This window comes from Chloroflexota bacterium, assembly GCA_009840625.1.
Lineage (GTDB): Bacteria > Chloroflexota > UBA11872 > UBA11872 > VXNJ01 > VXNJ01.
In genome coordinates, this window is the sequence record VXNJ01000001.1 from 663,096 (window position 1) to 685,108 (window position 22,013).

General features: G+C 65.4%; 21 protein-coding genes and 1 pseudogene (1 of these 22 only partly in view). 15 read left to right on the forward strand and 7 right to left on the reverse strand.

The genetic code is table 11. The features are described from left to right. Positions 1 to 1,372 (reverse strand): annotated as a pseudogene (locus F4X41_02980) (thiamine pyrophosphate-binding protein); it reaches 134 nt to the left of the window's first position. A gap of 119 nt (positions 1,373 to 1,491) precedes the next feature. Between F4X41_02980 and F4X41_02985 the strand changes: the two are divergent. The 4 genes from F4X41_02985 (at position 1,492) to F4X41_03000 (ending at position 5,456) form a co-directional block, all read left to right on the forward strand. Next, complete coding sequence (locus F4X41_02985; protein ID MYB15988.1) at positions 1,492 to 2,868, forward strand: (d)CMP kinase; 1,377 nt, start codon at positions 1,492 to 1,494, stop codon at positions 2,866 to 2,868. Positions 2,869 to 2,901: 33 nt separating this feature from the next. Next, the gene (locus F4X41_02990) at positions 2,902 to 4,245 is read left to right on the forward strand and encodes a ribosome biogenesis GTPase Der (GenBank protein ID MYB15989.1); all 1,344 of its coding nucleotides are present in this window, start codon (positions 2,902 to 2,904) and stop codon (positions 4,243 to 4,245) included. Continuing rightward, positions 4,242 to 4,907, forward strand: coding sequence for a glycerol-3-phosphate 1-O-acyltransferase PlsY (gene plsY / locus F4X41_02995; GenBank protein ID MYB15990.1), 666 nt, complete (start codon positions 4,242 to 4,244; stop codon positions 4,905 to 4,907). The genes F4X41_02990 and plsY overlap by 4 nt, the downstream gene beginning before the upstream one ends. 132 nt (positions 4,908 to 5,039) lie before the next feature. Continuing rightward, a complete protein-coding gene (locus F4X41_03000) occupies positions 5,040 to 5,456 on the forward strand; it encodes a hypothetical protein (protein ID MYB15991.1) in 417 nt (138 codons plus the stop codon). On the opposite strand, the gene F4X41_03005 is transcribed toward F4X41_03000, so the two are convergent. Then, the gene (locus F4X41_03005) at positions 5,450 to 6,217 is read right to left on the reverse strand and encodes an aldolase (GenBank protein MYB15992.1); all 768 of its coding nucleotides are present in this window, start codon (positions 6,215 to 6,217) and stop codon (positions 5,450 to 5,452) included. The genes F4X41_03000 and F4X41_03005 overlap by 7 nt on opposite strands. A 198-nt stretch (positions 6,218 to 6,415) precedes the next feature. Between F4X41_03005 and F4X41_03010 the strand changes: the two genes are divergently transcribed. The 6 genes from F4X41_03010 (at position 6,416) to F4X41_03035 (ending at position 12,213) form a co-directional block, all read left to right on the forward strand. Beyond that, positions 6,416 to 7,330: a manganese transporter gene (locus F4X41_03010; GenBank protein MYB15993.1), complete on the forward strand. Its 915-nt coding sequence runs from the start codon at positions 6,416 to 6,418 to the stop codon at positions 7,328 to 7,330. Further along, complete coding sequence (locus tag F4X41_03015) at positions 7,327 to 8,076, forward strand: metal ABC transporter ATP-binding protein (protein MYB15994.1); 750 nt, start codon at positions 7,327 to 7,329, stop codon at positions 8,074 to 8,076. The genes F4X41_03010 and F4X41_03015 overlap by 4 nt, the downstream gene beginning before the upstream one ends. A gap of 4 nt (positions 8,077 to 8,080) precedes the next feature. After that, a complete protein-coding gene (locus tag F4X41_03020; GenBank protein MYB15995.1) occupies positions 8,081 to 9,232 on the forward strand; it encodes a metal ABC transporter permease in 1,152 nt (383 codons plus the stop codon). After that, on the forward strand, positions 9,229 to 10,326 hold the full coding sequence (locus F4X41_03025; GenBank protein MYB15996.1) for a metal ABC transporter permease: 1,098 nt from the start codon (positions 9,229 to 9,231) through the stop codon (positions 10,324 to 10,326). Before F4X41_03020 ends, F4X41_03025 begins: the two co-directional genes overlap by 4 nt. 101 nt (positions 10,327 to 10,427) lie before the next feature. Continuing rightward, positions 10,428 to 11,450 carry a 4-hydroxythreonine-4-phosphate dehydrogenase gene (locus F4X41_03030; GenBank protein MYB15997.1) on the forward strand — a complete coding sequence of 341 codons (1,023 nt, stop codon included), beginning with the start codon at positions 10,428 to 10,430 and terminating at the stop codon, positions 11,448 to 11,450. Positions 11,451 to 11,517: 67 nt separating this feature from the next. Next, entirely contained in the window at positions 11,518 to 12,213 is a 696-nt protein-coding gene (locus F4X41_03035; protein MYB15998.1) for a glutamine amidotransferase, read from the forward strand. An 11-nt stretch (positions 12,214 to 12,224) separates the two neighbouring features. Here F4X41_03035 and F4X41_03040 read toward each other — a convergent pair whose 3' ends face one another. The 3 genes from F4X41_03040 to F4X41_03050 all read right to left on the reverse strand — a co-directional run bounded on the left by F4X41_03040 (position 12,225) and on the right by F4X41_03050 (position 16,398). Next, positions 12,225 to 13,412, reverse strand: coding sequence for a hypothetical protein (locus F4X41_03040; protein MYB15999.1), 1,188 nt, complete (start codon positions 13,410 to 13,412; stop codon positions 12,225 to 12,227). A gap of 304 nt (positions 13,413 to 13,716) precedes the next feature. Next, positions 13,717 to 14,475: an alpha/beta hydrolase gene (locus tag F4X41_03045; protein MYB16000.1), complete on the reverse strand. Its 759-nt coding sequence runs from the start codon at positions 14,473 to 14,475 to the stop codon at positions 13,717 to 13,719. Positions 14,476 to 14,640: 165 nt separating this feature from the next. Beyond that, positions 14,641 to 16,398: a peptidoglycan DD-metalloendopeptidase family protein gene (locus tag F4X41_03050; GenBank protein ID MYB16001.1), complete on the reverse strand. Its 1,758-nt coding sequence runs from the start codon at positions 16,396 to 16,398 to the stop codon at positions 14,641 to 14,643. 524 nt (positions 16,399 to 16,922) lie between these two features. On the opposite strand from F4X41_03050, the gene F4X41_03055 reads away from it, so the two are divergent. The 5 genes from F4X41_03055 (at position 16,923) to F4X41_03075 (ending at position 19,807) form a co-directional block, all read left to right on the forward strand. Then, the gene (locus F4X41_03055) at positions 16,923 to 17,624 is read left to right on the forward strand and encodes a DUF1538 domain-containing protein (GenBank protein MYB16002.1); all 702 of its coding nucleotides are present in this window, start codon (positions 16,923 to 16,925) and stop codon (positions 17,622 to 17,624) included. Beyond that, positions 17,624 to 18,406, forward strand: a complete 783-nt coding sequence (locus tag F4X41_03060) for a DUF1538 domain-containing protein (protein MYB16003.1) — start codon at positions 17,624 to 17,626, stop codon at positions 18,404 to 18,406. Before F4X41_03055 ends, F4X41_03060 begins: the two co-directional genes overlap by 1 nt. Beyond that, complete coding sequence (locus tag F4X41_03065) at positions 18,403 to 18,753, forward strand: P-II family nitrogen regulator (GenBank protein ID MYB16004.1); 351 nt, start codon at positions 18,403 to 18,405, stop codon at positions 18,751 to 18,753. Before F4X41_03060 ends, F4X41_03065 begins: the two co-directional genes overlap by 4 nt. Continuing rightward, positions 18,750 to 19,160, forward strand: a complete 411-nt coding sequence (locus F4X41_03070) for a CBS domain-containing protein (GenBank protein ID MYB16005.1) — start codon at positions 18,750 to 18,752, stop codon at positions 19,158 to 19,160. Before F4X41_03065 ends, F4X41_03070 begins: the two co-directional genes overlap by 4 nt. Positions 19,161 to 19,552: 392 nt before the next feature. Beyond that, positions 19,553 to 19,807 carry a hypothetical protein gene (locus tag F4X41_03075; GenBank protein MYB16006.1) on the forward strand — a complete coding sequence of 85 codons (255 nt, stop codon included), beginning with the start codon at positions 19,553 to 19,555 and terminating at the stop codon, positions 19,805 to 19,807. Positions 19,808 to 19,832: 25 nt separating this feature from the next. On the opposite strand, the gene pheA is transcribed toward F4X41_03075, so the two are convergent. Then, positions 19,833 to 20,942, reverse strand: coding sequence for a prephenate dehydratase (pheA, locus tag F4X41_03080; GenBank protein MYB16007.1), 1,110 nt, complete (start codon positions 20,940 to 20,942; stop codon positions 19,833 to 19,835). Positions 20,943 to 21,005: 63 nt separating this feature from the next. Next, positions 21,006 to 21,872: a hypothetical protein gene (locus F4X41_03085; GenBank protein MYB16008.1), complete on the reverse strand. Its 867-nt coding sequence runs from the start codon at positions 21,870 to 21,872 to the stop codon at positions 21,006 to 21,008. Positions 21,873 to 22,013 lie beyond the last annotated feature (141 nt).

A 22,013-nucleotide genomic window follows, 5' to 3' on the forward strand; every position in this document is an offset into this window, starting at 1 on the left:
CCGCCACCACCAGGGTTCCCGGCCGGTCCACCCGGTCCTGGGTTTCACGCTCGCGGGCGCCCTTCTGCCGCCCGCCGTCGCCGACAAACGCCACGACCGGTTCATCGCCGGCCAGCGCGGCCGCGCTGGCTGCCGGAAGACCGTATGCCATCGTGGACAACCCGTTGGACACCAGGAAGGTGCGCGGGCTGTAAGAGTCCCAGTACTGGCAGATGGCCAGTTTGAACATTCCAACGTCGCAAGTCGTAATTGCCGACCGCGGAGTGGCGCGTCGGATCGCCCGCAGGGCATCCACCGGATCAAGGCCCCCGCGCATGTGGTCCGGCAGGGTGCGCGCCGGCAGCGTCCCGGCGCTGCGATCTACCTCGGCCTGCCCTCGCGCCTCGGCGGCGCGGCGGACGCCCCTGAACGGGCCCAGGCCGCTCTCGCAAAGTTCGCCAAGGGTCAGGTTCAATTCGCAAATGATTTGCTCGCCCGGCACCGACGGATCGGTTCGGGACGCCGGCTCCAGGCGCAGCGGCGCGGTAAATCGCCATGGCCGGATAAAGTCCGTCCCGTCAAGGCCGATCGCCAGTATCAGGTCCGCGCCGGCAAGCAATTGTTCGGAGCCGCTAGAGCCGTACGAAGCCAGGACCCCCGCCAAGCGAGGGTCGTCGCTGGAAATCCAGCCTTTGGCCTTGGGTGTTATCACCACCGGCAGGTCCAGGGCGTTGACCAGCGCGCGGGCGCTGTCGATCAGGTCCGGATCACGGACTCCCACCCCCAGGATTAGTGCCGGCCTGCTGGCGCCCTCCAGGAGATCGGCCACGGTCCCCGCCGCTGATTCAAGCACCTGGCCGTTGGCAAGCGGGGCCGGAAGGTCGAGCGGGGCGGTCGGCACCCGCTGGTCGGAGGCGGAAACCAGCAGCGTAACCGGTCCGGGAACCGGCGCCTGCAGGACGTTGGTGGCATGGCTCAGGGTGGCTGCCAGATTTGCGGCGTCAATGCGCTCAACGTAAGCCGAGATGGGTTCGAACAAGGCCTTCAGGTCCAGATTCATGTGGACCATGGAGGATCGTTCCGCGGCATCATATTCGCCTACGATGGCAATCACCCGGCTGCGCTCGAGGAAGCTGTTGGCGACCCCGTTGACGAGATTGGAAGCTCCCGGGCCGACCGTAGAAACGCAAACCGCCGGCCGGCCGGTGACCTGGCTTTCGGCGTCGGCCATGTGGGCCGCCGCGGCTTCGTGGTGCACCAGCACCCAGTCGATTCCGACTTCGATCATCGCGTCGATCACGTGGGTAACCTCGCCGCCGGGCAGGCCGTAGGCGCGTTCCACCCCCAATCCGCGCAGATAACGGGCGATTTCCAGCGAGACGTTGGATTCCACTGCGACTCCCGGGCGCAAAAACCTAGCAAATGATATTGAGGTTGATAACGAATCCCGGCTACCCAATCGGAGAATTACTGGGCCGCAACTATCCAGAAATGAGCTAGGGACAACGGCGAATGGCCAGCCCGATCATCACAATCGACGGCCCGTCCGGTTCGGGCAAGACGACGGTAGGACTGGCGGTCGCCGAACGGCTGGGTCTCTGCCTGATTGATACCGGCCTGGTATACCGCGCGGTCGCCTACGAATGCCTGCGCTGGGGCAAGGATCCGCGCGACGGATCGGCCGCGCGTGACGCAGCCCGCGAACTCGAAGCCGACCTGAGTCCGGGCAGCCGGCCAAAGCTCCGGATCAACGGCCGCCTGCTGGACCCCCGGCTGCGCTCCTCGACGGCACATCTTTATCTGGCCCAGGTCGAACGCGCGGTCCCATTGGTGGCCCGCCAGGACGCAGTCCGGACCGCGCTTTTGCCCAAGCAGCGTGCGCTCTTGCACGATGGGGCGGTGCTGCTTGGCCGCGACGTCGGGACAACCGTTTGTCCCGAAGCCGATCTGAAGGTTTATCTGCGGGCCAGCGCCGCGGTCCGGGCGCGCCGCCTGCATTCGGACCACCGCGGCGGGGCCGGGCTTGCCGGCGGCGTTGACCAAGTCCGCAGCGAAATCGAGCGGCGCGACGATTTCGACACCAATCGCGCCAGTTCGCCCCTGCGGGTCCCGCCCGGAGCATTGATCCTTGATACTGAGTCCCTGTCGGCGCGGGCGGTGACCAGGGCGATCCTGGCCGCCTTCAACGGCGCCCAGGCCCGTCCGGAGTGGCCGTTGGCGAATTCGCTGCTCATGACCGCCGTTACTTCCTTTTTCGATGTCTACCTGCGCCTCTATTGCGAACCCATCCGCCTCGAGGGGCTAGAGAACGTTCCATCACACGGCCCGGTAATCGTGGCCGCCCGCCACGTCCACAACGCCGACGTGAACTTCCTGGCCCACTACTCGCCGCGCCAGTTGCAGTTTCTGGCCAAGTCGTCCCTTTTCGAATGGCCCCTCATCGGATACGCAATTCACGCCCTGCGCGCCATCCCGGTTCAGCGCAACGTAGCTGAAACTACCGGCTTGCGGCGCGGCTTGAAGGCCCTGGCCGATGGCGGAGCGGTCTGCATTTTTCCCGAAGGGACGCGCCACCGCGACGGAATCCTGGGGCGTCCCTATCCGGGCGCCGGCTTGCTGGCGCTGCGGTCCGGAGCGCCGGTTGTCCCGGCGGTCGTTGACGGGTTGGAACGGCTGGATCTTTCGCAACTGGCCTGCCCCGAACCGGAATCGGTGGCGATGCGCTTCGGGCCCCCTTTCCGGTTGCGTCCGCCGGCTGCCCTGCGCGGCGGTCGCGCGGCCCGCTGGGCCAGCTGGGCGATCATGCACGAGATCGCCCGACTGCTGCCTGAATCGGCCAGTGCGGCGATCGCCCCCGAACTTGAGCAATTCACCGGCGACCGGTCCTGACCCGGCGCCACGGTTGAATCAGAGGAATTTGAATTGGTCGCAGTCGCCGCCTTGATCGGGCCGCCCAACGTCGGCAAATCGTCGTTGTTCAACCGCCTCACCAGGTCGCGTCACGCGGTAGTCGAGGGCCAGCCCGGCACGACCCGCGATCGCTCCTACCGGCGCGTGCAGCACCGTGGGCGGTCATTCCTCCTGGTGGATACGGCCGGACTCTTTGCCAATCAGCGCGATGAACTGGCGCTCGCCGCCGACCAGCTGGCCCGCGGCGCCGTCGAGGACGCCGACCTGCTTGTGGTCGTAGCCGACTCAACCCTGGGCGTGACGACCGAGGACTTGGCGGTCGCCGCGGTAGTACGGCGGTCGGGCCTGCCGCGCCTGTTGTTGGTGAACAAATGCGACTCTCCGGAACGCGATCAACTGGCGCCCGAATTCCACCGCCTCGGTCTAGGCACGCCGCTGGCGGTTTCCGCCCGTCGCGGCCGCGGGACGGCCGCGGCCTTGGGTCAGATAGGCCGCCTGATTCCGGCGCAAGTCCCTGCGCCGGAAACCGCTGACCTACCGCAGGTCGCGATCGCGGGTCGTCCGAATACCGGCAAATCGACCCTGCTCAACTCATTGCTCGGACAGGAGCGCTCGCTGACCAGCCCGGTGCCGGGGACCACCCGCGACGTGGTCGATGCCGAATACCAGTGGTCCGGTCGGCGCCTTACGCTTCTGGACACGGCCGGGTTGCGCAGGCGCGGCAGGGTCCAGATGGGGGTGGAGCGTTTTTCGGTGATCCGATCGCTGCGCGCGATCGACCGCGCCGACGTGTGCGTACTGGTGATTGACGCCAGCGAGGGCGTGACCGCACAAGATGCCCACATTGCCGGGTACGCGGCCGAATGCGGTTGCGGCCTCGTCCTCGCTGCCAACAAGTGGGACCTGCTGGAAGAGGACGCGAGCGCCCTGCACCGTTTCCAGGATTCGCTGCGGGTCCGGATGCGGTTCATTGCCCATGCGCCGCTGGCGCAGGTCTCGGCGCTGACCGGGCGCAGCATCAAAAATGTGCCGCGGCTGGCGCTGGAGGTTTACGACAACCGGGCCCTGGCGATTCCCACGCCCCAGCTGAACCGATGCCTGCTAACACTGGGCCAGCGCCGCACCGCGCGCGGACCGCGCGGGCAAGTGGCCCGTCTGCGCTACGCGACTCAGACCGGTCAAAAGCCGCCGCGCTTCGACCTTTTTTTCTCCGACCCGAAGTTCGTTCACGGGTCCTATATGCGCTATCTCGAGAACGGTTTGCGACGGCAATTTAAGCTTGAGGGCACGGTGATTCGCATGCGCGCGCGATCGGCGCGAGGCAAGCAATCGGGCGGGCGTGGCGGAAGAGCATGAACTCCGAAATTTCTTCGATTCTCTACCTGGTCATCGTGACCCTGGCGGCGTATCTACTGGGATCGATGCCCTTTGCCCGCTGGGTCGCCCAAGGGGTGTTCTCAGCCGACCTTTCGACCAAAGGCAGCGGCAATTACGGTGCCACTAATGCGCTGCGCGTGGTCGGTCCGGCGGCCGGCGCGATCGTCCTGCTGGCGGACCTGCTCAAGGGTGTGGCCGCCGCGCTCATTCCGGGCCTCCTCTTCCAAGACCTGCCCGGAATCCAAGCGATTTCCGCCCTGGCGGCGGTGATCGGTCACAACTGGTCGATCTTCAACGGCTTCAGCGGCGGACGGGGGGTAGCCACCGGCATCGGCGCCGGGCTGGTCATTTACCCGGTCGTGGTGATCGCGGCGGTGATAGTCGGCGTGGGCCTGGTCGCGGCCCTGCGCTACGTTTCGCTGGGGTCACTCATCGGTACGCTGATCGCCGTGCTGCTCGCGTTCACCTTGTATTTCACCGGTCTCTGGCAGTCCCCGTGGGGAATGGTTTACGTGGCCCTGGGCAGCGCGATGATCATCTGGCGGCATCACGACAACCTCAAGCGCCTGGCGGCGGGCAAGGAACTGCAGCTGGCGGCCTGGCCCACCTATTTCAAGCGCGCGCGACGGCCGCGCCGCTAGCTTTCAGCCCTGTCGTCCAAGGTCTGCTCGCATTGCGGGCTCCCGACTCTGCTTGACTGCATTCGCTGCCAGCGGCCCTACTGCCAGGAGTGTCTGCAGCGCACCGACGCCGGACTGATCTGCTTTGAATGCATGGGGCAGCCCCCGCCGGCAACGCGCAGGCGGCGCCAGGCGCTTTCCGAGGCCCTGATATTGACCGGGATCGCCGGCGCGGCCAACGTCTTTTTCCTGCTGGCGTCGGGGTACAACGTCTTCTCCCCGCTGGCATTGATCGCCGGAGTGGCCGCTGGCTGGGTGATCGGGGACCGGGTGCGGCGCGGCGGAAGCGACGCGGCCCGGGCTCGCTGGCTGGGTTCCAGCGCCATGCTGCAGGGTGTGCTCGCCGGGTCGCTGCTGGTGGCAATTGCCCAACAGGTCGAAATAGCGCAAATCCCGACTGGCAGCCTGAGCGTTGAATTCCCGGCCCTCTTCCTGGCCCTGGTGATCAGTTCGGTCTTTTTCCTCGCCGCCGGGGTGGCGGCGGTCTTCTGGCGCCTGGCCCGCTACTGAGCCAGTTGGCGGCGCAACCGGCGGAACGCTTCAACCATCACGCCGGCATCTGTGTGATAGCCGAGAAACTGAATTCCCATGTCCAGCCAGCGCCGGGCGGGCTCCGGATCAAAAGCGTAAATCCCCAGGGCTTTGCCGTAGCGAGCGCACAAATCCACCGTCGTCGCCACCTGTTCGATGACCGTCGGGTGCTCAGGCTGCCCAGGCACTCCCAGCGATTGCGACAAATCCATCACGCCGATAAAGAAACAGTCGACTCCGTCCAGGCGGCATAGTTGCGGCAGGCATTCAATTCCCTCTGATCCCTCGATCTGCAGGATTACCGCTGCTCGTTCGTTCTCGCGTTCGTAGAACCCGGGGTCACCCAGCGAGGAATAATCGGCATTGCGCACGTGCGCCATCACGCCGCGGTTGCCCAGGGGGTGATAGCGGGCGGCGGCCACGGCGCGTGCAGCCGCCTCCGGACTTGAGATCTGGGGGACCATAACCCCCTGAGCTCCCATATCGAGCGCCTTGGTGATTTGTGGCGGGTCCACCTGCGGCACGCGGACGACCGCTGCCATCGACCGGGCGGCGGCAGCGCGAACCAGCTGGGCGGCCCGCTCTTCCGAATACATGCCATGCTCGGTATCGACGATCGCAAAGTCGAAACCGGCGATGGCGATCATTTCGACTACGTCGGGGCTGGGCATGGTCAAGAAAGGTCCCATCACCGTTTCGCCGGCCAGCAACTTCTGACGCAGATTCAATTTCTCGGGCATGCGCGTTCGTACATTTCTCGTCGGATGCTGAACCAGATTGCAGTTTGCCAGATGCCCGCGCGGGCGAGCTTTGCGACAAGCGCTGCGACGCCCCCGCCGGCGTGATTACAATCCTTTTTGTAAATGATTATCATCTGCAACTGAATCCGGTTGTTCGTTTTCATCGCCCGCGGACTCCGGTCCCGCTCACCCAGCCGGCTGCGCCTCGTCGGCGCGTTTGCGCTGCTGGCGGCGGCCCTGTTTGGTTGCGACGCCGCCCAACCGGACGACGGTCGGCTGCGGGTGGTGGTCACCACCGGGCAAATCGAGGACGTCGTCGCCAACGTGGCCGGCAATCGCGTCACGTTGCACGCCCTGATGGGGCCGGGCACGGATCCGCACCTGTACGTCCTGTCCGAAGGGGACCTGGTGCGCTTGGAACAGGCCGACGTCATCTTCTTCAACGGCCTGCATTTGGAGGCCAAACTGGCCGACATATTGGCCAATTTGGGTCGCGACGGCCGCCGTTCGGTGGCGGTCACGCGCGACATGCCCGAGAGCGCTCTCATCGATACCGCGGGTTTACAAGGCGGGCACGACCCGCACGTGTGGTTTGACTTAGAGCTCTGGTCGCAGGCGGTCGCGACCATAACCACGGAACTCGCGGCCGCCGATCCGGCCGGTGCCGATGAATATGAGGCCAACTCCGAGGATTACCTTCGCGGGCTGGCGGAACTTGGCCGATGGGCCGGGTCTCAGCTGGAAAAGGTACCCCCGGACCGGCGGATACTGGTCACTGCCCACGATGCATTCGGCTACTTCGGGCGCGCATGGGGATTTCAGGTCTACGGTCTCCAGGGGATATCGACGGCTTCCGAAGCCGGGGCCGGCGACGTTCAGCGGTTGGCGAACTTTCTGACCGAAGAAAAAATCCCGGCGATATTCATCGAAACCTCGGTTCCGGACCAAACGATGCGCGCCGTTCTCGAGGCGGCACGGGCCCAGGGGCACCAGGTCCAGATCGGAGGGGAACTTTTCTCGGATGCGCTGGGGCCGCGCGATTCGGATGCCGGGACGTTTGAAGGCATGTACCGGGCCAACGTAGCGGCGATCGCGGGCGCGCTCGGGCAATGAACTCGGCCGAGGATGCTCCGGCCCTGCGGGTTGCTGACCTCACCGTTGCATACGAGGAAAAGCCCGCGCTTTGGGACCTTGATCTCGATGTCCCGCAGGGTGCCGCGATGGCGGTTGTCGGTCCCAACGGGGCCGGCAAATCGACCCTTCTGAAGGCGGTGCTGGGACTGGTGAAGCCGGCCGCCGGGACCATCGAGTTGTTCGGTACGGCGCGGGACCCGGATCGGCGACGGGTCGCCTACGTGCCGCAGCGCGAGAGCGTCGACTGGGACTTCCCGATCAATGTCCTCGACGTGGTCCTGATGGGTCGCTTCGGGCATCTGGGTTGGCTGCGCCGTCCGGGGCGCGACGACAACCAGCGGGCCCGCGCCGCGCTGGCCGACGTCGGCATGAGCGAGTTTGCGAACCGGCACATCGCCGACCTATCCGGGGGCCAACAACAACGCGTATTCCTTGCCCGCGCCCTGGTCCAGGACGCATCGCTCTTCATCCTGGATGAACCATTCCAGGGCATCGACGCGGTATCCGAGCGCACGATCGCGGACTTATTTGCAAGGATCCAGCAGGGCGGTGGCACAGTGTTGGCGGTTCACCATGACCTGGGGACGGTGGCCGAGTACTTCGACCACGTCCTGATTCTGAACGTCTCGCGAATCGCGGCCGGCCCGGTCGCGGCCGAGTTCACCAACGCCAACCTGAGCCTGGCCTACGGGGTCCAGAACCCGCTGCTGGCAGACACCGACTGATCCAGTGCCCGAACTAGGCGAGTTCCTCAACCAGTACCTGCTTGGCCACACTTTCCGAACCGTGGCCGCCGGCGCGGCGGCAATGGGCCTGATCAGCGGGGTGATCGGATCGTTCGCCGTCGCCCGGGGGCAGAGTCTGATGGGCGATGCGGTTTCGCACGCCACCCTTCCCGGGGTGGTTGTGGCAGCGATGCTGGTGGGAGTCCGCGAACCCTGGGCCCTTATTGCCGGGGCCAGTGTCACCGGAGTTGCGGCGGCGGCCGCAATCTCACTTACGGCACGCTCGACCCCGGTCAAGTTCGATTCGGCCCTCGCCCTGGTCCTGACCGCCGCGTTCGGACTCGGCATGGTCCTGCTGGTCGCCCAGTCGCGCGGCGACAGCGCCCAGGCTGGGCTGAACAACTTCCTCTTCGGCCAGGCCGCGGCGATCGTAGCCGCGGACCTGCTCACCATCGCCGCCACCGCTTTGCTGGTGCTGGCGGCAGTTGCTTGGCGATGGAACGAATTCCGGGCGATTTGCTTCGATTACGAATTCGCCCAGGTGGCCGGAGTCGCGGTGCGTCGCCTCGACCTGTTGCTTGTTCTGCTACTGGTGGTGACGATCGCGGCCGGGCTCAAAGTCGTGGGCGTGGTGTTGATGAGCGCGATGCTGGTGGCGCCGGCCGTGGCAGCCCGCCAGTGGTCCGACCGCTTCGCGGTGGTGACCACCCTGAGCGCTGCCTTTGGCGTGACCGGGGGCGTGGCCGGCGCCTTCGTCTCGATCCTCGGCCCGTCGCTGGCGACCGGCCCGCTGGTGGTCCTGAGCCTGGGCGCAATCGCCCTCGTGTCGATCGTCGCGGCACCGCGGCACGGGGTCATTGCCGAGTACGTGCGCACCCAGCGTCGCCGCAGCCGCTTCCGGCTTGAGAAGACCCTGGCGGCGATGCTCGCCCTGGAAGGGCAGCATTTAAGCGGTCAGCACTTGCACTCGGCGGCGGCAATCCAAGCCAGCATCCCCGACCTCGACGGCGTCGACGAGATGGTTCGGGAGCTAGCCGCGGCCGGCCTGGCGACCGGCTCCCCGGGACAGGGCTGGAGGTTGACCGCCCAGGGAATCGCGCGGGCCCGCGGGATCCTGGATGAACGCAACATCGCGTTGCCGGGGACTTCCCCTTGACCCCCGGCCAGCTCGAAGTCCTGACCGTGGCCCTGTTGGCCGGATGGTCGTGCTGCTTGCCCGGAACCTGGCTGGTGCTGCGCGGATCGGCGATGCTGGTCGACGCGATCTCGCATACGGTGCTGCTGGGGATCGTGTTGGCGTTCCTGCTCAGCGGGGACCTGGGTTCGCCGCTGCTGCGGGCCGGCGCGGCGCTGATCGGAATCCTCACCGTAGTCATGGTGAACCTCCTTGCGCGGCGACCGCTGGTCCGCACCGACGCCGCAATCGGGCTCGTATTCCCGGTGCTGTTCGCCCTGGCGGTACTGCTGATCACCCTGCTGGCCGAAAACGTGCACCTGGACACCGACGTAGTCCTGACCGGGGAGATTGGACTAGCCCCCTTCGACCGGGTAGAAATCGGCCGGCTCTCGGTCCCACGATCGTTCCTGTATCTCGGCGCCGTCCTGCTGCTCAACGCCTCACTGACGGCCGCCTTCTGGAAAGAACTCAAGGTGTCCAGCTTCGATCCGGGCCTGGCCGCCGCAATGGGCATGTCGCCGGGGGCGATCGGACTCGGTCTGGTTGCGGCCACCTCGCTGACCGCAGTGACCGCGTTCGATTCGGTCGGTTCCATCCTGGTGGTGGCGCTGGTGGTGGGACCGCCGGCGAGCGCTTTGCTGCTCACCCGACGCCTGCCACGTATGGTCGTCTGGTCGCTTGGCCTGAGCGCCAGCGCCGCGATTCTTGGGTACGGCGGCGCCTGGTATTTCGACACGACCATCGCCGGATCCGTCGCCTGCGTCATCGGGATCCAATTCGCCGGCGCGGTGCTGGCGTCCCCGCGCCGCGGCTTGATAGCGCGGCTGCGGATCCGGCGGCGGCGGCAGCTTGAATTCGCCCAGACGCTGCTGGTCAAACACCTGCTAAACCACTACGGCACCCCGCAGGAACGCCGCGAAAGCGAACTCGAGCACCTGCACGCCGGACTCGGCTGGGAACCCGAATTTGCCCGGCGCGTGGCGGGGACCGCCGTCGGTGCCGGACTGGTTCAAATCGACGGCGACCGACTGCGCTTGCTGGGTCCGGGCCGGATCCGGGCCGAAGCCGGGTAACCCGGCTGCCGCCGATACCGCCGGCGAAGGACCCGATCGGGACTTGCGTTTAGGTTGAAATTGCCCCGGCCCTCTGGCGCCCAAGATTGGACGACTGTTTGATGTCGAAACGCCCGCCGCTCATCGGGTTGATGCTGGGCGACGCGGCCGGAATCGGTCCGGAGATTACGGTCAAGGCTCTGGCGTCGGGGGCACTGGAGGGCGTGGCCCGGCCGGTGCTGTTCGGCGACCGCCGGGTGCTTGAGCTGGGAATCCGGGAAGCCGGGGTCGACATCCGGTACAAGACCCATGCATCGCTAGCCGGGGCGGAATGCGAAACGGGCGTGCCCCTGGTGGATTTGAACAACGCCGACCCGGGAGTGGTTGCCAAGGGCCGCGCTTCGGCGGCCGCGGGCAGGGCCTGCATACAAACGCTGCAGATCGTAATCGACCACGCCCTGGCTGGTGAATTGGACGCGATCTGCTTCGCCCCGCTCAACAAGGCGGCCCTGCACCTGGGCGGATCGCCATTTAACGACGGAGCCGGCCTGATCGCCAGCATGACCGGATTCGAAGGCGATTTTGGCGAAATGAACGTCATTCCGCAGTTCAGCACCTTCCGCGTCACCTCGCACGTGTCGCTGCGCGAGGCCCTGGACCTGATTACTCCGGAGAGAATCGCCAAAGTCGTGCGGCTGGCCGACCGCACCCTGGCCGGCATGGGCAAGGCCCGACCGCGCCTGGGCGTTGCGGCATTGAATCCGCACGGCGGCGACGAGGGCTTGTTCGGCGACGAGGAAATCCGCATCATCGCCCCGGCGGTGCGCCGGCTGCAGGCGGAAGGCCTGCGCGTGACCGGTCCGATTCCCGCCGATACGATTTTTCTGCGCGCCCGCGACGGGGAGTTCGACGCGGTCGTGATGATGTACCACGACCAGGGCCAGATCGCCACCAAACTGCTCGGGTTCGACAAAGGGGTAACGGTCCAAGCCGGGCAGCCGCTGGTGATCACGACCCCGGCGCACGGCACAGCGTTCGACATCGCCGGCCAGGGCCAGGCCGATGCGCAAAGCATGGAGTACGCGCTCCGGCTCGCCGCCCGGCTGGCAGCTGAGCGATCCGGGCAAGTCGCCGCCCGGGCATGACGGCCCCTTCGAACTTCCGGCAACTGCGGCCGTTGCCGCCGGCGCGTCAGAGGCGGTGATCTGACCGATGGCGTCTGTGATCGCGATCCGCCACGTCCATTTCGAAGATCTGGGAGTGTTGGACCCGTTGCTCCGTCGGCGCGGGCACCAGGTCGGATACGTTGACGCCTGGCGCGAAGACCTTGCACCGGCCCGGGAGGCCGATTTGTTGGTGGTTCTGGGCGGACCGATAGGCGCCTACGAACTGGAGAGCTATCCGTTCCTGACCACCGAACTTGCCCTGGTGGCCGAGCGCCTGCAGACCGGGCGGCCGGTCCTGGGAATATGCCTGGGTCACCAGATCATGGCCCAGGCTTTGGGCGCCGAGGTCGCTCCCGGACCGCGCCGCGAGCTCGGATATTTCCCGGTCGAGCTAACCGACCGCGGCCGGCGTTCGCCGCTCGCTCCGCTGGCGGGGCTGGCGGTCCTGCACTGGCACGGCGACTGCGCCGAACTGCCCGAGGGCGCCGACCTGCTGGCGCTCACGCCGGCCTGCGGGGTGCAGGCGTTCGCGCTGGAAGCCCACGGCCTGGCCCTGCAGTTTCACGTGGAGGTTGAAGCCGCGGGGTTGGAGGCGTGGCTCATCGGGCACGCATTGGAAATCGCGCAAACCGATGGTGTCGACCCAGCGCGCCTGCGCGCCGACGCGGCACGCTGTTCATCCTCGCTGAACCGCGCCGCCGAGAAGCTGATCGGCCAATGGCTGGAGCCGCTCGGCCTGTAGGGATCCAGTGATCAGCGCCAGCGGGCGCCGCGGATCCCCAGCCCGTAGGCGCGGTTTAGCGCGGCAAACCGGCGCGGATCGAGGTCCTTGCCGACGAAAGCCGGGTAGTCGAGCCCGTACCGATAGGCCCGGAACAACCAGCTCATGGACACCCCGTCCGGCCGCTGGTTGATGAACGGATTGATCCACTCCCAGACTTCCTGCCCAGTGCGCATTACCTCGAAGACGCGACCCGAGGTGCCTTCGCAGATGAGCACCGAGCGGTTGGGCAGCCGCTGCGCCCCGGAGATGTGGCCCGAATAGAACTGTTCGCGTGGATTTGCTTGGTAGCGCCAGGTCTCCTCATCGGTTGCCGGGTCGACCTCGAGGATTGATGAAACCTGGGAACGGGGCGCGTGCGTGCCGTTGTCGAAGATCTGGACCTTGCCGCCGTCGACGAAGGTCGCATTGTGCTGGTGGGCGATCTTGGGCCAGCCATAGCGCCAGGTGATCGCGTCCTTTACGCGGTCGAGGATGAGAACGGTGTGGGTGTTGCGCAGCGACAGCAGCAGGCGATCGCCGTCGACATCGATGCCGTTGGCGTGGCTCCACTCGTGGCGCATATCCAGCGGGCAGAGTATGTCAACTTCGGGGTCCAGGTACTCGTGCAGCGCCCAGCGGCCGATTTCTTCGCCGTCCGCGTCGAGTTCGACCAAGTCGTCGCCGATGAGTTGCTCGGGCGCCACATCGCCTGCCGGGACAAAACCGCCCTGTACCCGGTCGGTGAGCTCTTTCGACATCTGCGCAAATTCGAGCACGAACGTGCGTCCGTCCGCGGTCCGATGGAAATCATGGTGCAGGTACCAGTTGCGGTGGCTCCAAACCGTCTGGCCTTGCCAGTCGATTTCGCGCAATTCGGTCGCGTTGGCGCCGAGCCGCCGGACGTCCTCGTCGAACGGCAACTGGGGGTCGCCGGGCATCGGCGGATCCGGCCGGCCGATCGAGCTGTCCCGGCCGAGGGCAAGCAGGTTGCCGTTGGGGAGAAGCTTGCAATGATTGCAGCGGAAAAAACTGGGTTCCCACGTGTGAACAATCCGGCCTTGCATGTCGATCAGGTAAACCGATGCGGACCCGCTCGGGCAGATCAGCGTATATCCCTTGTACGTCTGGGTGCTGCGGTTGTAAGTGAGGCCCGTAGGCTGCGCAATCGACCAACCCAAAACTCTTCTCCCCAGATGTCACCTCCCGATCAGCTAGCGGAGGCGTTCAACTTGTCACTCCCAGTCGCCGCCGGCTTCGCCGCGCGGCGGTCCAGGGCGGTTGGGAATCGCCATTATTGCCCGCTATGGGGCAGTCGCCGCCGGATCGGTTCCGCCCTCCGGGGCTGCGGCGCCGGTCCGGATCGCGGAGCGGCAGCCGCGCAGAGTTGCCGCGCTTGGGTGGTGCCCGGTCAGCTTGAGCGGGCCGCGCAGTATGGTCCGGACGGCCCCGCCGCTGGTCCAGGCCGCCGTGCGCCGAACGGGTTCAGGGTGCGGCAGCCGCAGGCTGATGCGATCGCAGGAAGTCGCGAACCTGATCGATTGTTCGAGCTTTAATGTCAGCCGACTCCTTCCAGGGGTAGGCGGTGACCTGCGCGTTTGGCGCCAGCGCCACCAGATCCATGGCGGCCTCGTACGAGTGGGCCGGCGTGTCGTCGGGCATCACCAGCATCGGGGTCCGGCAGGAGCGCGCAAAATCCCGCGAAACGCTGTATGCAAAGTCGGGTCGGACGCGGTACAGATTGTGCAGGTATCGATCGACCATTTCCATCGTCACGTCAGCGCGTTCGGCACACAGCTCCTTACCCCAACCGTCGCGCCCGTGGTCGACCATCGCGTCTGGTTCGGAGCGGTTGTAGCCGACCGGTTGGCAGAAAACGGCCGCCAGGACGCGCTCGGGCGCCCGTTCCATCAGCTTGAGCGCGAATGGGCCACCTATGCAGTAGCCCATGAACAAAAACTCTGATATTCCAAGATGGTCCATCAACCCCAACTGGTCGTCGGCGAACGCATCCCAGGGATCGTCAAACTGAATTGGCCCGCTCGAGCCGCCGCCGACCGCGTTGCGCTGGTCCATGGTGATACAGCGGAAATCATTCTTGAATTCCTCCATGGCGTTGAACACCTGCGCGGGCCAAAGGCTTAACTGGGAGTTGAGACCGCCGCCCGGGGTGACCAGCAACGGGAAGCCGGTTCCAACCTCCTCATAGCGGATTCGGACATCACCATTGACGAAAAAGGCCATCGCGTTAACTCGCTCCTCGAATAAGCCCCGAATGCTGCCGACTGACCGGCCAAAAACCGGACTCTGCAAAATCGTCGGCTGACCCCATCGTATGGCCAGGAATAAAACTTATGGCCGGTGCATCCCCGAATACCGGTGGGGCGCCGGGGCCTCCGGCGCGGAAGCCTAGCGGTTGCCTACCGTCTGTCCAGAAGTCGGTTCGCCGATCGCCACCGGGCCGAATCCGGCGACCGCGTAATTGCTAAAGCGGGCCGGGATGCCGAACGCGTAGAGCGGATCGGCCGCATCCTGCAGGTGGATGTGGATGTGCGGGATGGATGAGGCGCCGCTGTTGCCGCATTCGCCAACTTTCTCGCCCGCTTCAACCACCTGCCCTTGCACGACCGCGATCGAACCCTGGCGGAGGTTAGTCAAGAACGAAAACTCGCCAGCGCCGTGCGAGAGCACGACGAAATTGCCGTATTCGTTCTCGTGCGAGATCTGGCCCGGTTGGTTGTCGGCCTGCCCGTCCGAAATCACGAAGATCGAACCGCCCGCTGGCGCCAGCACCGGTTTGCCGAAGCAGAAATAGTCCTCGTTGGCAAGACCGCTGCCGCGGTGCAGGGCACCGTTCTCTACCAGCACGAAATCGTAGCCGAACTGCTGGCGGGGATCTACCGCGTAGCGGTTCTGGGGCGGCAGCCGGCCACCCCACTGCACGAGGTACTGTCCCTCGAAGGGCAGACTGAGGCGGGTTGAGGGAGTCAAATCTGAATTCGGGTTTTCGGCCGCCGCTTGCCCGCCGGAGGCGTAATCGATATCGAATCCGGCGATCCGGCCCTGCGTATCGAAGGCAAAGCGCAGCGAAACCGGTCCGGCCGCGTTGGGCATCTTCACAATCCGCTCGTAAATCTCAAACTCGCCGACCTTGGTCACGTACTCCTCAAAGACCAGTTCTTCCTGACCGAAAGCCCCCAGCGTCGCCGCCCGCGCTTCGATCAGGTTTTCGAGCGAGCCGAAGGCTTCCTGGGCCTCTTCGTTCATCAGGCCCCAGACGGCGTCCACCTGTTCGGCGTAGAACTTTGCGATCAACCGCCGGCCCAGGTCGCGGTACTCGATTGACCCGGGCGAAATCTCAACCTCGGGCGGCTCCGGTGCCGTTTCCTGGTTGGTCTCGGTTACCGCCGAAAGCAGGGTCAGGAACACCGTCCCGAATTGGTCCGAATCGAGTTCGGTTCCGTCGTCGGCGGGCAACTGAATGTCGATGTCGGCCGCCAGTTCGACGTCGAACTGGAGCGTGTCTTCGCCGTCGGCGGACGTTTCCAGATAACTGACCAGCCGGTACGACTGCTCGTCGACCAGCAATTCGATCCCCGGCTCCCCGTCGCTGGTGAGCGCGTAACAGCTCTTGCCAGGACCGCAGCTGACAGTCTCGTCGGCTTCTTCCCAGGCCTTAAGGAGACGCTCGGCGGTCAGCAGGGAGAGTCCCGGCGCGCCATCGAAGAACACGTCGCGTTCGTCCCCGCTGGTCGGCAGCGAGACCCAGTCCACATCTTCCTGAGCGTTCTGGCCGCGCAGGTATATCCGGCTGGGGGTTCCGGCGATTTCTACCTCGGCCGGCCGCGGTCCGGCAGCCGTGAAAACCATGCGGACCAGGTCCGAAGCCGGGACCGACTCGATGACAATGGTCCAGGTAACGTCTTCGCTGACATCTTCCGTGGAGACAACCCGAAGGCCTTGATTCAGCAAGGCCGCGGTCTCGGCGTGGAAACGCGCCAGTTCGAAACCAGGATCCTCGGGCGCGGCCGTCGGCGACGGGGTGGTCGCCGTCACCGCGGTCTCGGTGGTCTGTTCGCAGGCCGCCAGCAGCGCCAGCGCCAGGACCAGGAACACCAATCGCAATCTGCTCAAATTGCGGTCGCCGAATCGTCGCCAAGCACCCATGCCTAAAGGTTAAGCCGTCCACGCGCGGGGCGCGCGGGAACCCCTGATCGCGCAGGCGGGCCGGGCGGACGCATGCGGGCCACGCGGCCGCCCGATTGCGCGCCGGTTGCCGAACAAATCCGACCGGAAACCGTTCCGGAAGGGTATCGAGCCCGGCCGTTCCGAATTCACCGCTTCCCGAAGATCGGTCCTTGGGCTGATCGGGGCTGGCCGCAAAGCCCCTTCGACGATCTGCCGACCGCGGCCAGGGTCATTCCGCGTGCGACCCGGCTGCAATCAACTTGCCCGGGATCCGGGTCGCGCTGACGGCCGAGCACTCGGATCCGTTCAATAACCGGCAAGAATATTGACGGTTCGGCGTAGCAATCGTCGTTGTTCAACCAGGACCAAGGCCTCGGCTTGCACTTGACCAGTTCCCGGCCGCTTCCGATCAGGTAACCGCCCTGCGCAGGATTGCAAGACCTATTCCGGCCGTCGGCGCGGGATATTGGTTGACCAGGTTGGCCACCGGCCTGGCCGGGAGGGTGGTGGGCGCGGTGCGAGATCTGCTGCCCATCTTCGCCGTTATCGCTTTCTTCCAAATCGTGGTTCTGCGGCAGCCCTTTCCCGACGTGGCCAACGTGGCGGTTGGGCTGTTGTGCGTTGTCCTCGGATTGGCGTTGTTTATCCAAGGGCTCGAAAGCGGGCTTTTCCCGCTCGGCGAGGCGCTGGCGGAGGGTATTGCCCGCAAGGGGAGCACCCTGGCGCTGGTGGGATTGGCCTTCAGCCTCGGGTTCGGGACCACCGTGGCCGAGCCGGCGCTCATCGCCGTGGCCGCCGAGGCGGCCGATGTGGCGGCGGCGGCCGGATTCATTGGCGACAGCCTGGCCGCCCAGGAGCGGTACGCGCTCGAATTGCGGCTGGTGGTGGCGTTCGCCGTCGGTCTGGCCATTGTGCTGGGAGTGTTGCGGATTCTGAAGGGTTGGCCCATCCACCGGTTCATCATCGCCGGATATGCGGTGGTCATGGTCATGACCGTGTTCGCGCCGGCGGAGATCGTAGGCGTGGCTTACGACTCCGGGGGCGTGACGACCAGCACGATCACGGTGCCGTTGATCACCGCTTTGGGGGTGGGGTTGGCGTCCACCATCCGCGGGCGCAACCCGATGCTTGACGGATTCGGGCTGATCGCGTTTGCCAGTCTCAGCCCCATGATTTGCGTGCTGGCCTACGGATTGGCCAGGTGATGCTGGATTTCCTGGCCTTTTCCGGCGAAACCCTGTTCAATACGCTGCGCGACGTAACCCCGATCGTCGCAATCCTGGTGGTGTTTCAGGTGGGGGTGCTTCGGCGCGGGATACCGAACCTGGCGGGTATCGCCGCGGGCTCGGTCATGGTGCTGCTGGGGCTGGCACTTTTCCTGATTGGCCTGGAACGGGCGCTATTTCCCATCGGGGAGACGATGGCCAGACAGCTTACCGAGCAAGCGGGGGCCTTCGCGGGCGCGGTTCGCTGGGAAGGCTACTGGCTGGTTTATCTGTTCGCGGCCGCCATCGGATTCGCCACTACGGTGGCCGAGCCGTCGTTGATCGCCGTGGCGCTGAAAGCCGAGGAGGTCTCGGGTGGCGCGGTAAACGCCTGGGGACTGCGCATCGCCGTCGCGCTGGGCGTGGCCGCCGGCGTCTCGCTGGGGTGCTTTCGCATCGTGACCGGCACGCCCCTGCCGTGGTACATCCTGGCGGCCTACATCATCGTTATCGTTCAGACTTTCCTGAGCAACCGCACGATAGTTCCCTTGGCCTACGACAGCGGAGGCGTAACCACCTCGACCGTCACGGTGCCGGTAGTGGCGGCGCTGGGGTTGGGATTGGCCGCCAGCGTACCGGGCCGCAGTCCGCTGATCGACGGGTTCGGTCTCATCGCCTTCGCCAGCGTATTCCCGATCATGTCGGTGCTAGGCTATGCCATCACCGCCGAAAGGGTGGAACGCTGGCGCGGGCGGAGACAGCGTCAGGAGGTCAAACCTTGAAGATGGCGCTGATCGTCGCGCTGGTGGGCGACGATAAGACTAGTCAGATCATCGATGTCGCGCGCGCCGGCGGAGCGACCGGTGCCACGATCATCAGCAGCGTGCGCGGCGAGGGGCTGAAGCCGGGCAGGACCTTCCTCGGTCTGGGCTTGACATCGAAGCGGGATGTGTTGCTTTTCCTGGTGGCGGAACCGCGGGCCCGGGACATCCTCGAGGGCATCGCGAAAGCTAGCGGCATGGACCGGGAGAGCGGCGCCGGCGTCGCTTTTCAACTCGCCATCGAGGACGTGGTCGGGCTCGAGTCGCAGTTGCCGACCCTGAAAGAGGAGCTGGAAAACGCCCTATGAACGATTCGGGCAATGACCGATCCATTCGGGTTTCCGACGTCATGGGGTCGCAGGTGCATGCAATCGACGGATTGGCCACGGTGGCCGAGGCGATGGAGATCATGCAGCGGTTGCAAATCAGTTCGCTGGTCGTGAACCGGCGCCGCGATGACGACGAGCTGGGGCTGATCGTGGTCAGCGACGTGGCCCGCGAGGTCATTGCCCACAATCGCGCACCGGAACGAGTAAACGTTTACGAAATCATGTCGAAACCAACGCTTACCGTTCGAACCGGCATGCTGGCGCGCTACGCGGTGCGATTGCTGGTCAACTTCCGTGTCTCGAGGGCGCTGGTGGTCGACGATGACGGGTCGCCGCTGGGCCTGGTGACGCTGCGCGACCTGGTCCTGGGTCTTACTCCCGAGTAGGCGCCGGGCGCCCTCCGCGCAAGGCCCTGGAACTTTGCCAACTGTGTCGACCATTCCTCCGAATCGATCCCGTGCGTTCGATTGCTCGGATCGACTGACCGGCCGGCCGGCGAAACCGGCGCAGGGTACGGACCGCCACGCCGAATTCGGGGGGTGGAATTCCCGGTTGGTGATTCGGGCGAGCGCCGCTGTCGGATCCGGATGCCGGATTTCGCGCGGACCGCGTGGACGGACGGGTCATATTGGCGCGCAATCCATTCCAAACGCGCTACACCGCCAGCCAGCGCCCCTCTCAGCTCGGATCGATCAGGTTGCAACGACAAAGCGGAAGCGGTGATGGCCGACCTTCCGGCCCCGTCCATGCCACCCGCAGCTGAACGGGACGGTGCGGCATGTTGAGATTGCTGATCCTGGTTTCGCTGCTGTTTGCGCTCGGGTTCGTGATCCACGCCGGGTTTCGCCGCCGGCTGCTTTGGGCGATCAACGTCACCTTCGCGATTTATGCCGCGTTCTTCGTAATCCGCCTGCTGATTTGGCCGTTCTTTGACCTGAATCCCGACCTGTACCTGGTAGTGGCGGCCGTGAGCCTGGCGTGCTTTGCAATCTGGTTCGCGCTGCGCCTGTTTCTCGAACGCGGGCGCCGCTAGCAGTCCCGGCGCGGGTTCAAGCCGCTCAAATCACCTGTGCGCCCGGCAGGTCAGCCGGCCAGGAGCCGATGATCCTCACGGTCGAACACAGTGCTCCCACATCGGCGATGGCGGCGGCGACGTTGGAATCGTTGCGGTGGCCTGCGAACTCAGCGTAAAAGACGTAATCGCCCAGGACCGCGTCATGTAGCCCGCGGGCGGGTCGGGACTGCATGTTGCTCAGGTTCACGTCCCGGTTGCGCAACGCGCCCAGAACCTCGTGCAGGGCGCCGACACGATCCTTGACGGCAAAAATCATCGCCGTGCGGTCGTTGCCGGTCGATGGATTTGAACGGTTGCCGAGCAGGAAAAACCGGGTGCTGTTGGCGGAGAAATCGTGGATGTTGCGCCGTACGACGCTCAAGCCGTTCGCCGTGGCCGCCGCCTCCAGGCCGATCGCCGCCGATCGCGGTTCCTGGCTGGCGCGCACCGCCGCGGCGGCGGTGCTGGCTACCTCGGATCGTTCCGCCGCGGGCAGGTTTTGGGATAGCCAGTCCTGACACTGGGCCAATGCCTGCGGGTGCGAATAGACCACCTGGATCTCCTCCAGGCTGGAGTTAGAGAGAAGGTTGTGGACGATCCGTTCCGACGTCTCGGCGATCACGTCGACCGGGTGCCGCATGAAGCCGTCGATCGAGTCGCCGACCATCCCGGCGGCGGTGTTTTCAATCGGAACGACGCCGAAATCGGCTTCCCCGCGCGACACCTGGGCGAAGATCGCGTCGATCGAGTTGACCGCCACGTAATCGGCACTTTCACCGAACACTTTGCGGGCCGCCCCATGGCTGAACGTCATTGGCGGGCCCAGATAAGCCACCTCCAGGGTTTTCTCCAGCGCCCGGCAGGCGGCGATGATCTGGGTAAAGATCGCCGAGATCGCCTCGCCGGAGAGCGATCCGTTGGAAACCGCGATAGCACGTCTGATCACCTCGGCTTCGCGGGTGGGTACGAAGACCGGGTCTCCGCTGGCCGACTTTTCGTGACCAACCTTGCTCACGACCGCCGCGCGATCGTCAAGCAGGTCCACGATCTGGCGATCGATCTCGTCGATCTTGAGGCGGTGCTCGGCCAGGCGCCGGTCCGGGTCGTTGGACAACTTGGAAGTCTCTCGGGGGCTTTCCGGGATTGAGCTAGTCGGCGGTCTTGATTCCGTCTACGGCTAGTTTCCCGTAACCGCCTGATCGGCCGAAATCTGCCCGGCCAGATGGGCCAGGTAGACGGGGGCCAGCGGCAGTACGCACGGGGAAATGAAAGAGAGTATCCCGGCGACGAATGCCGGCACCATCCAGCCCAGATTGATCGCTTCGTTGCCAGCCATCAGGAATTCGTCGTTAAAAACCGGCACGTCGGCCAGGTAACGCGACAGCAACGCCACCAAATCAAAGGCGATGAATAGTCCGAACGCCATCAGCAGTAAGCCGGAAACGATGGCGATCGCGTTGGAGCGCCGGCTGAGCGCGGTCAAGGGGCCCTGAAGACGCTCGGTGAATGCGGCCAGGACCAGGAAAGGGACGCCCAGGCCGAGCGAGTAGGCCAGCAGCAGCAGGTAAGCGGTGGCGACCGATTCGGAGTTGTATGCCGCGGTCAGGATTCCGCCAAGAATGAAGCCGACGCAAGGGGTCCAGCCCAACGCGAAGGCCAGGCCGACCGCAAACGACGATCGGTACCCCGATCGGCCGGTGCGGAACTCGATTTGACCCTGACGGTAGAGCGCCCCGGCCAGCCGCGCCGAGGCGGCCGCAATGGCGCGCCGCGCCCAATCGAATCTGCCCTCGCGGGCCGGGCCAGCCAGCCGGAATGCCAGCTCGCGGAACAAGCCGGTCAGGTGCAGTCCGAAGACCGCTAACGCCACGCCGGCGACGACGTTGATGATCGGACGGTAGTCGTCCACCAGGCGGCCCACGACTCCGAATGAAAACCCGGCCAGTGAAAAGAGAAGGCTAAATCCCAGAACGAACGACAGGGCGTGGAGGATCAGTCTGGTACGCGGCGGATTCGCCGCGACTGCGGTTGAAGCGCTGGCCATGTTCTAGGCCTCTTTGCTGAATTCGTGTGCCGACGGGCACGAGCGTTGCCACGAACGATTATCCGGGTCGGCGCGCCGAAGGTGGCCAGCTTGGTCAGAATATGTCCAGTTGACGTAGACTGCGTTTGCGGCATTTGGCCG

Coding starts and splice junctions, on each gene's coding strand:
- F4X41_02985 (MYB15988.1), top strand. CDS start 1,492: ATGGCCAGCCCGATCATCACAATCGACGGCCCGTCCGGTTCGGGCAAG.
- plsY (MYB15990.1), top strand. CDS start 4,242: ATGAACTCCGAAATTTCTTCGATTCTCTACCTGGTCATCGTGACCCTG.
- F4X41_03000 (MYB15991.1), top strand. CDS start 5,040: ATGGGGCAGCCCCCGCCGGCAACGCGCAGGCGGCGCCAGGCGCTTTCC.
- F4X41_03005 (MYB15992.1), bottom strand. CDS start 6,217: ATGCCCGAGAAATTGAATCTGCGTCAGAAGTTGCTGGCCGGCGAAACG.
- F4X41_03015 (MYB15994.1), top strand. CDS start 7,327: ATGAACTCGGCCGAGGATGCTCCGGCCCTGCGGGTTGCTGACCTCACC.
- F4X41_03030 (MYB15997.1), top strand. CDS start 10,428: ATGTCGAAACGCCCGCCGCTCATCGGGTTGATGCTGGGCGACGCGGCC.
- F4X41_03035 (MYB15998.1), top strand. CDS start 11,518: ATGGCGTCTGTGATCGCGATCCGCCACGTCCATTTCGAAGATCTGGGA.
- F4X41_03045 (MYB16000.1), bottom strand. CDS start 14,475: ATGGCCTTTTTCGTCAATGGTGATGTCCGAATCCGCTATGAGGAGGTT.
- F4X41_03050 (MYB16001.1), bottom strand. CDS start 16,398: ATGGGTGCTTGGCGACGATTCGGCGACCGCAATTTGAGCAGATTGCGA.
- F4X41_03060 (MYB16003.1), top strand. CDS start 17,624: ATGCTGGATTTCCTGGCCTTTTCCGGCGAAACCCTGTTCAATACGCTG.
- F4X41_03070 (MYB16005.1), top strand. CDS start 18,750: ATGAACGATTCGGGCAATGACCGATCCATTCGGGTTTCCGACGTCATG.
- F4X41_03075 (MYB16006.1), top strand. CDS start 19,553: ATGTTGAGATTGCTGATCCTGGTTTCGCTGCTGTTTGCGCTCGGGTTC.
- F4X41_03085 (MYB16008.1), bottom strand. CDS start 21,872: ATGGCCAGCGCTTCAACCGCAGTCGCGGCGAATCCGCCGCGTACCAGA.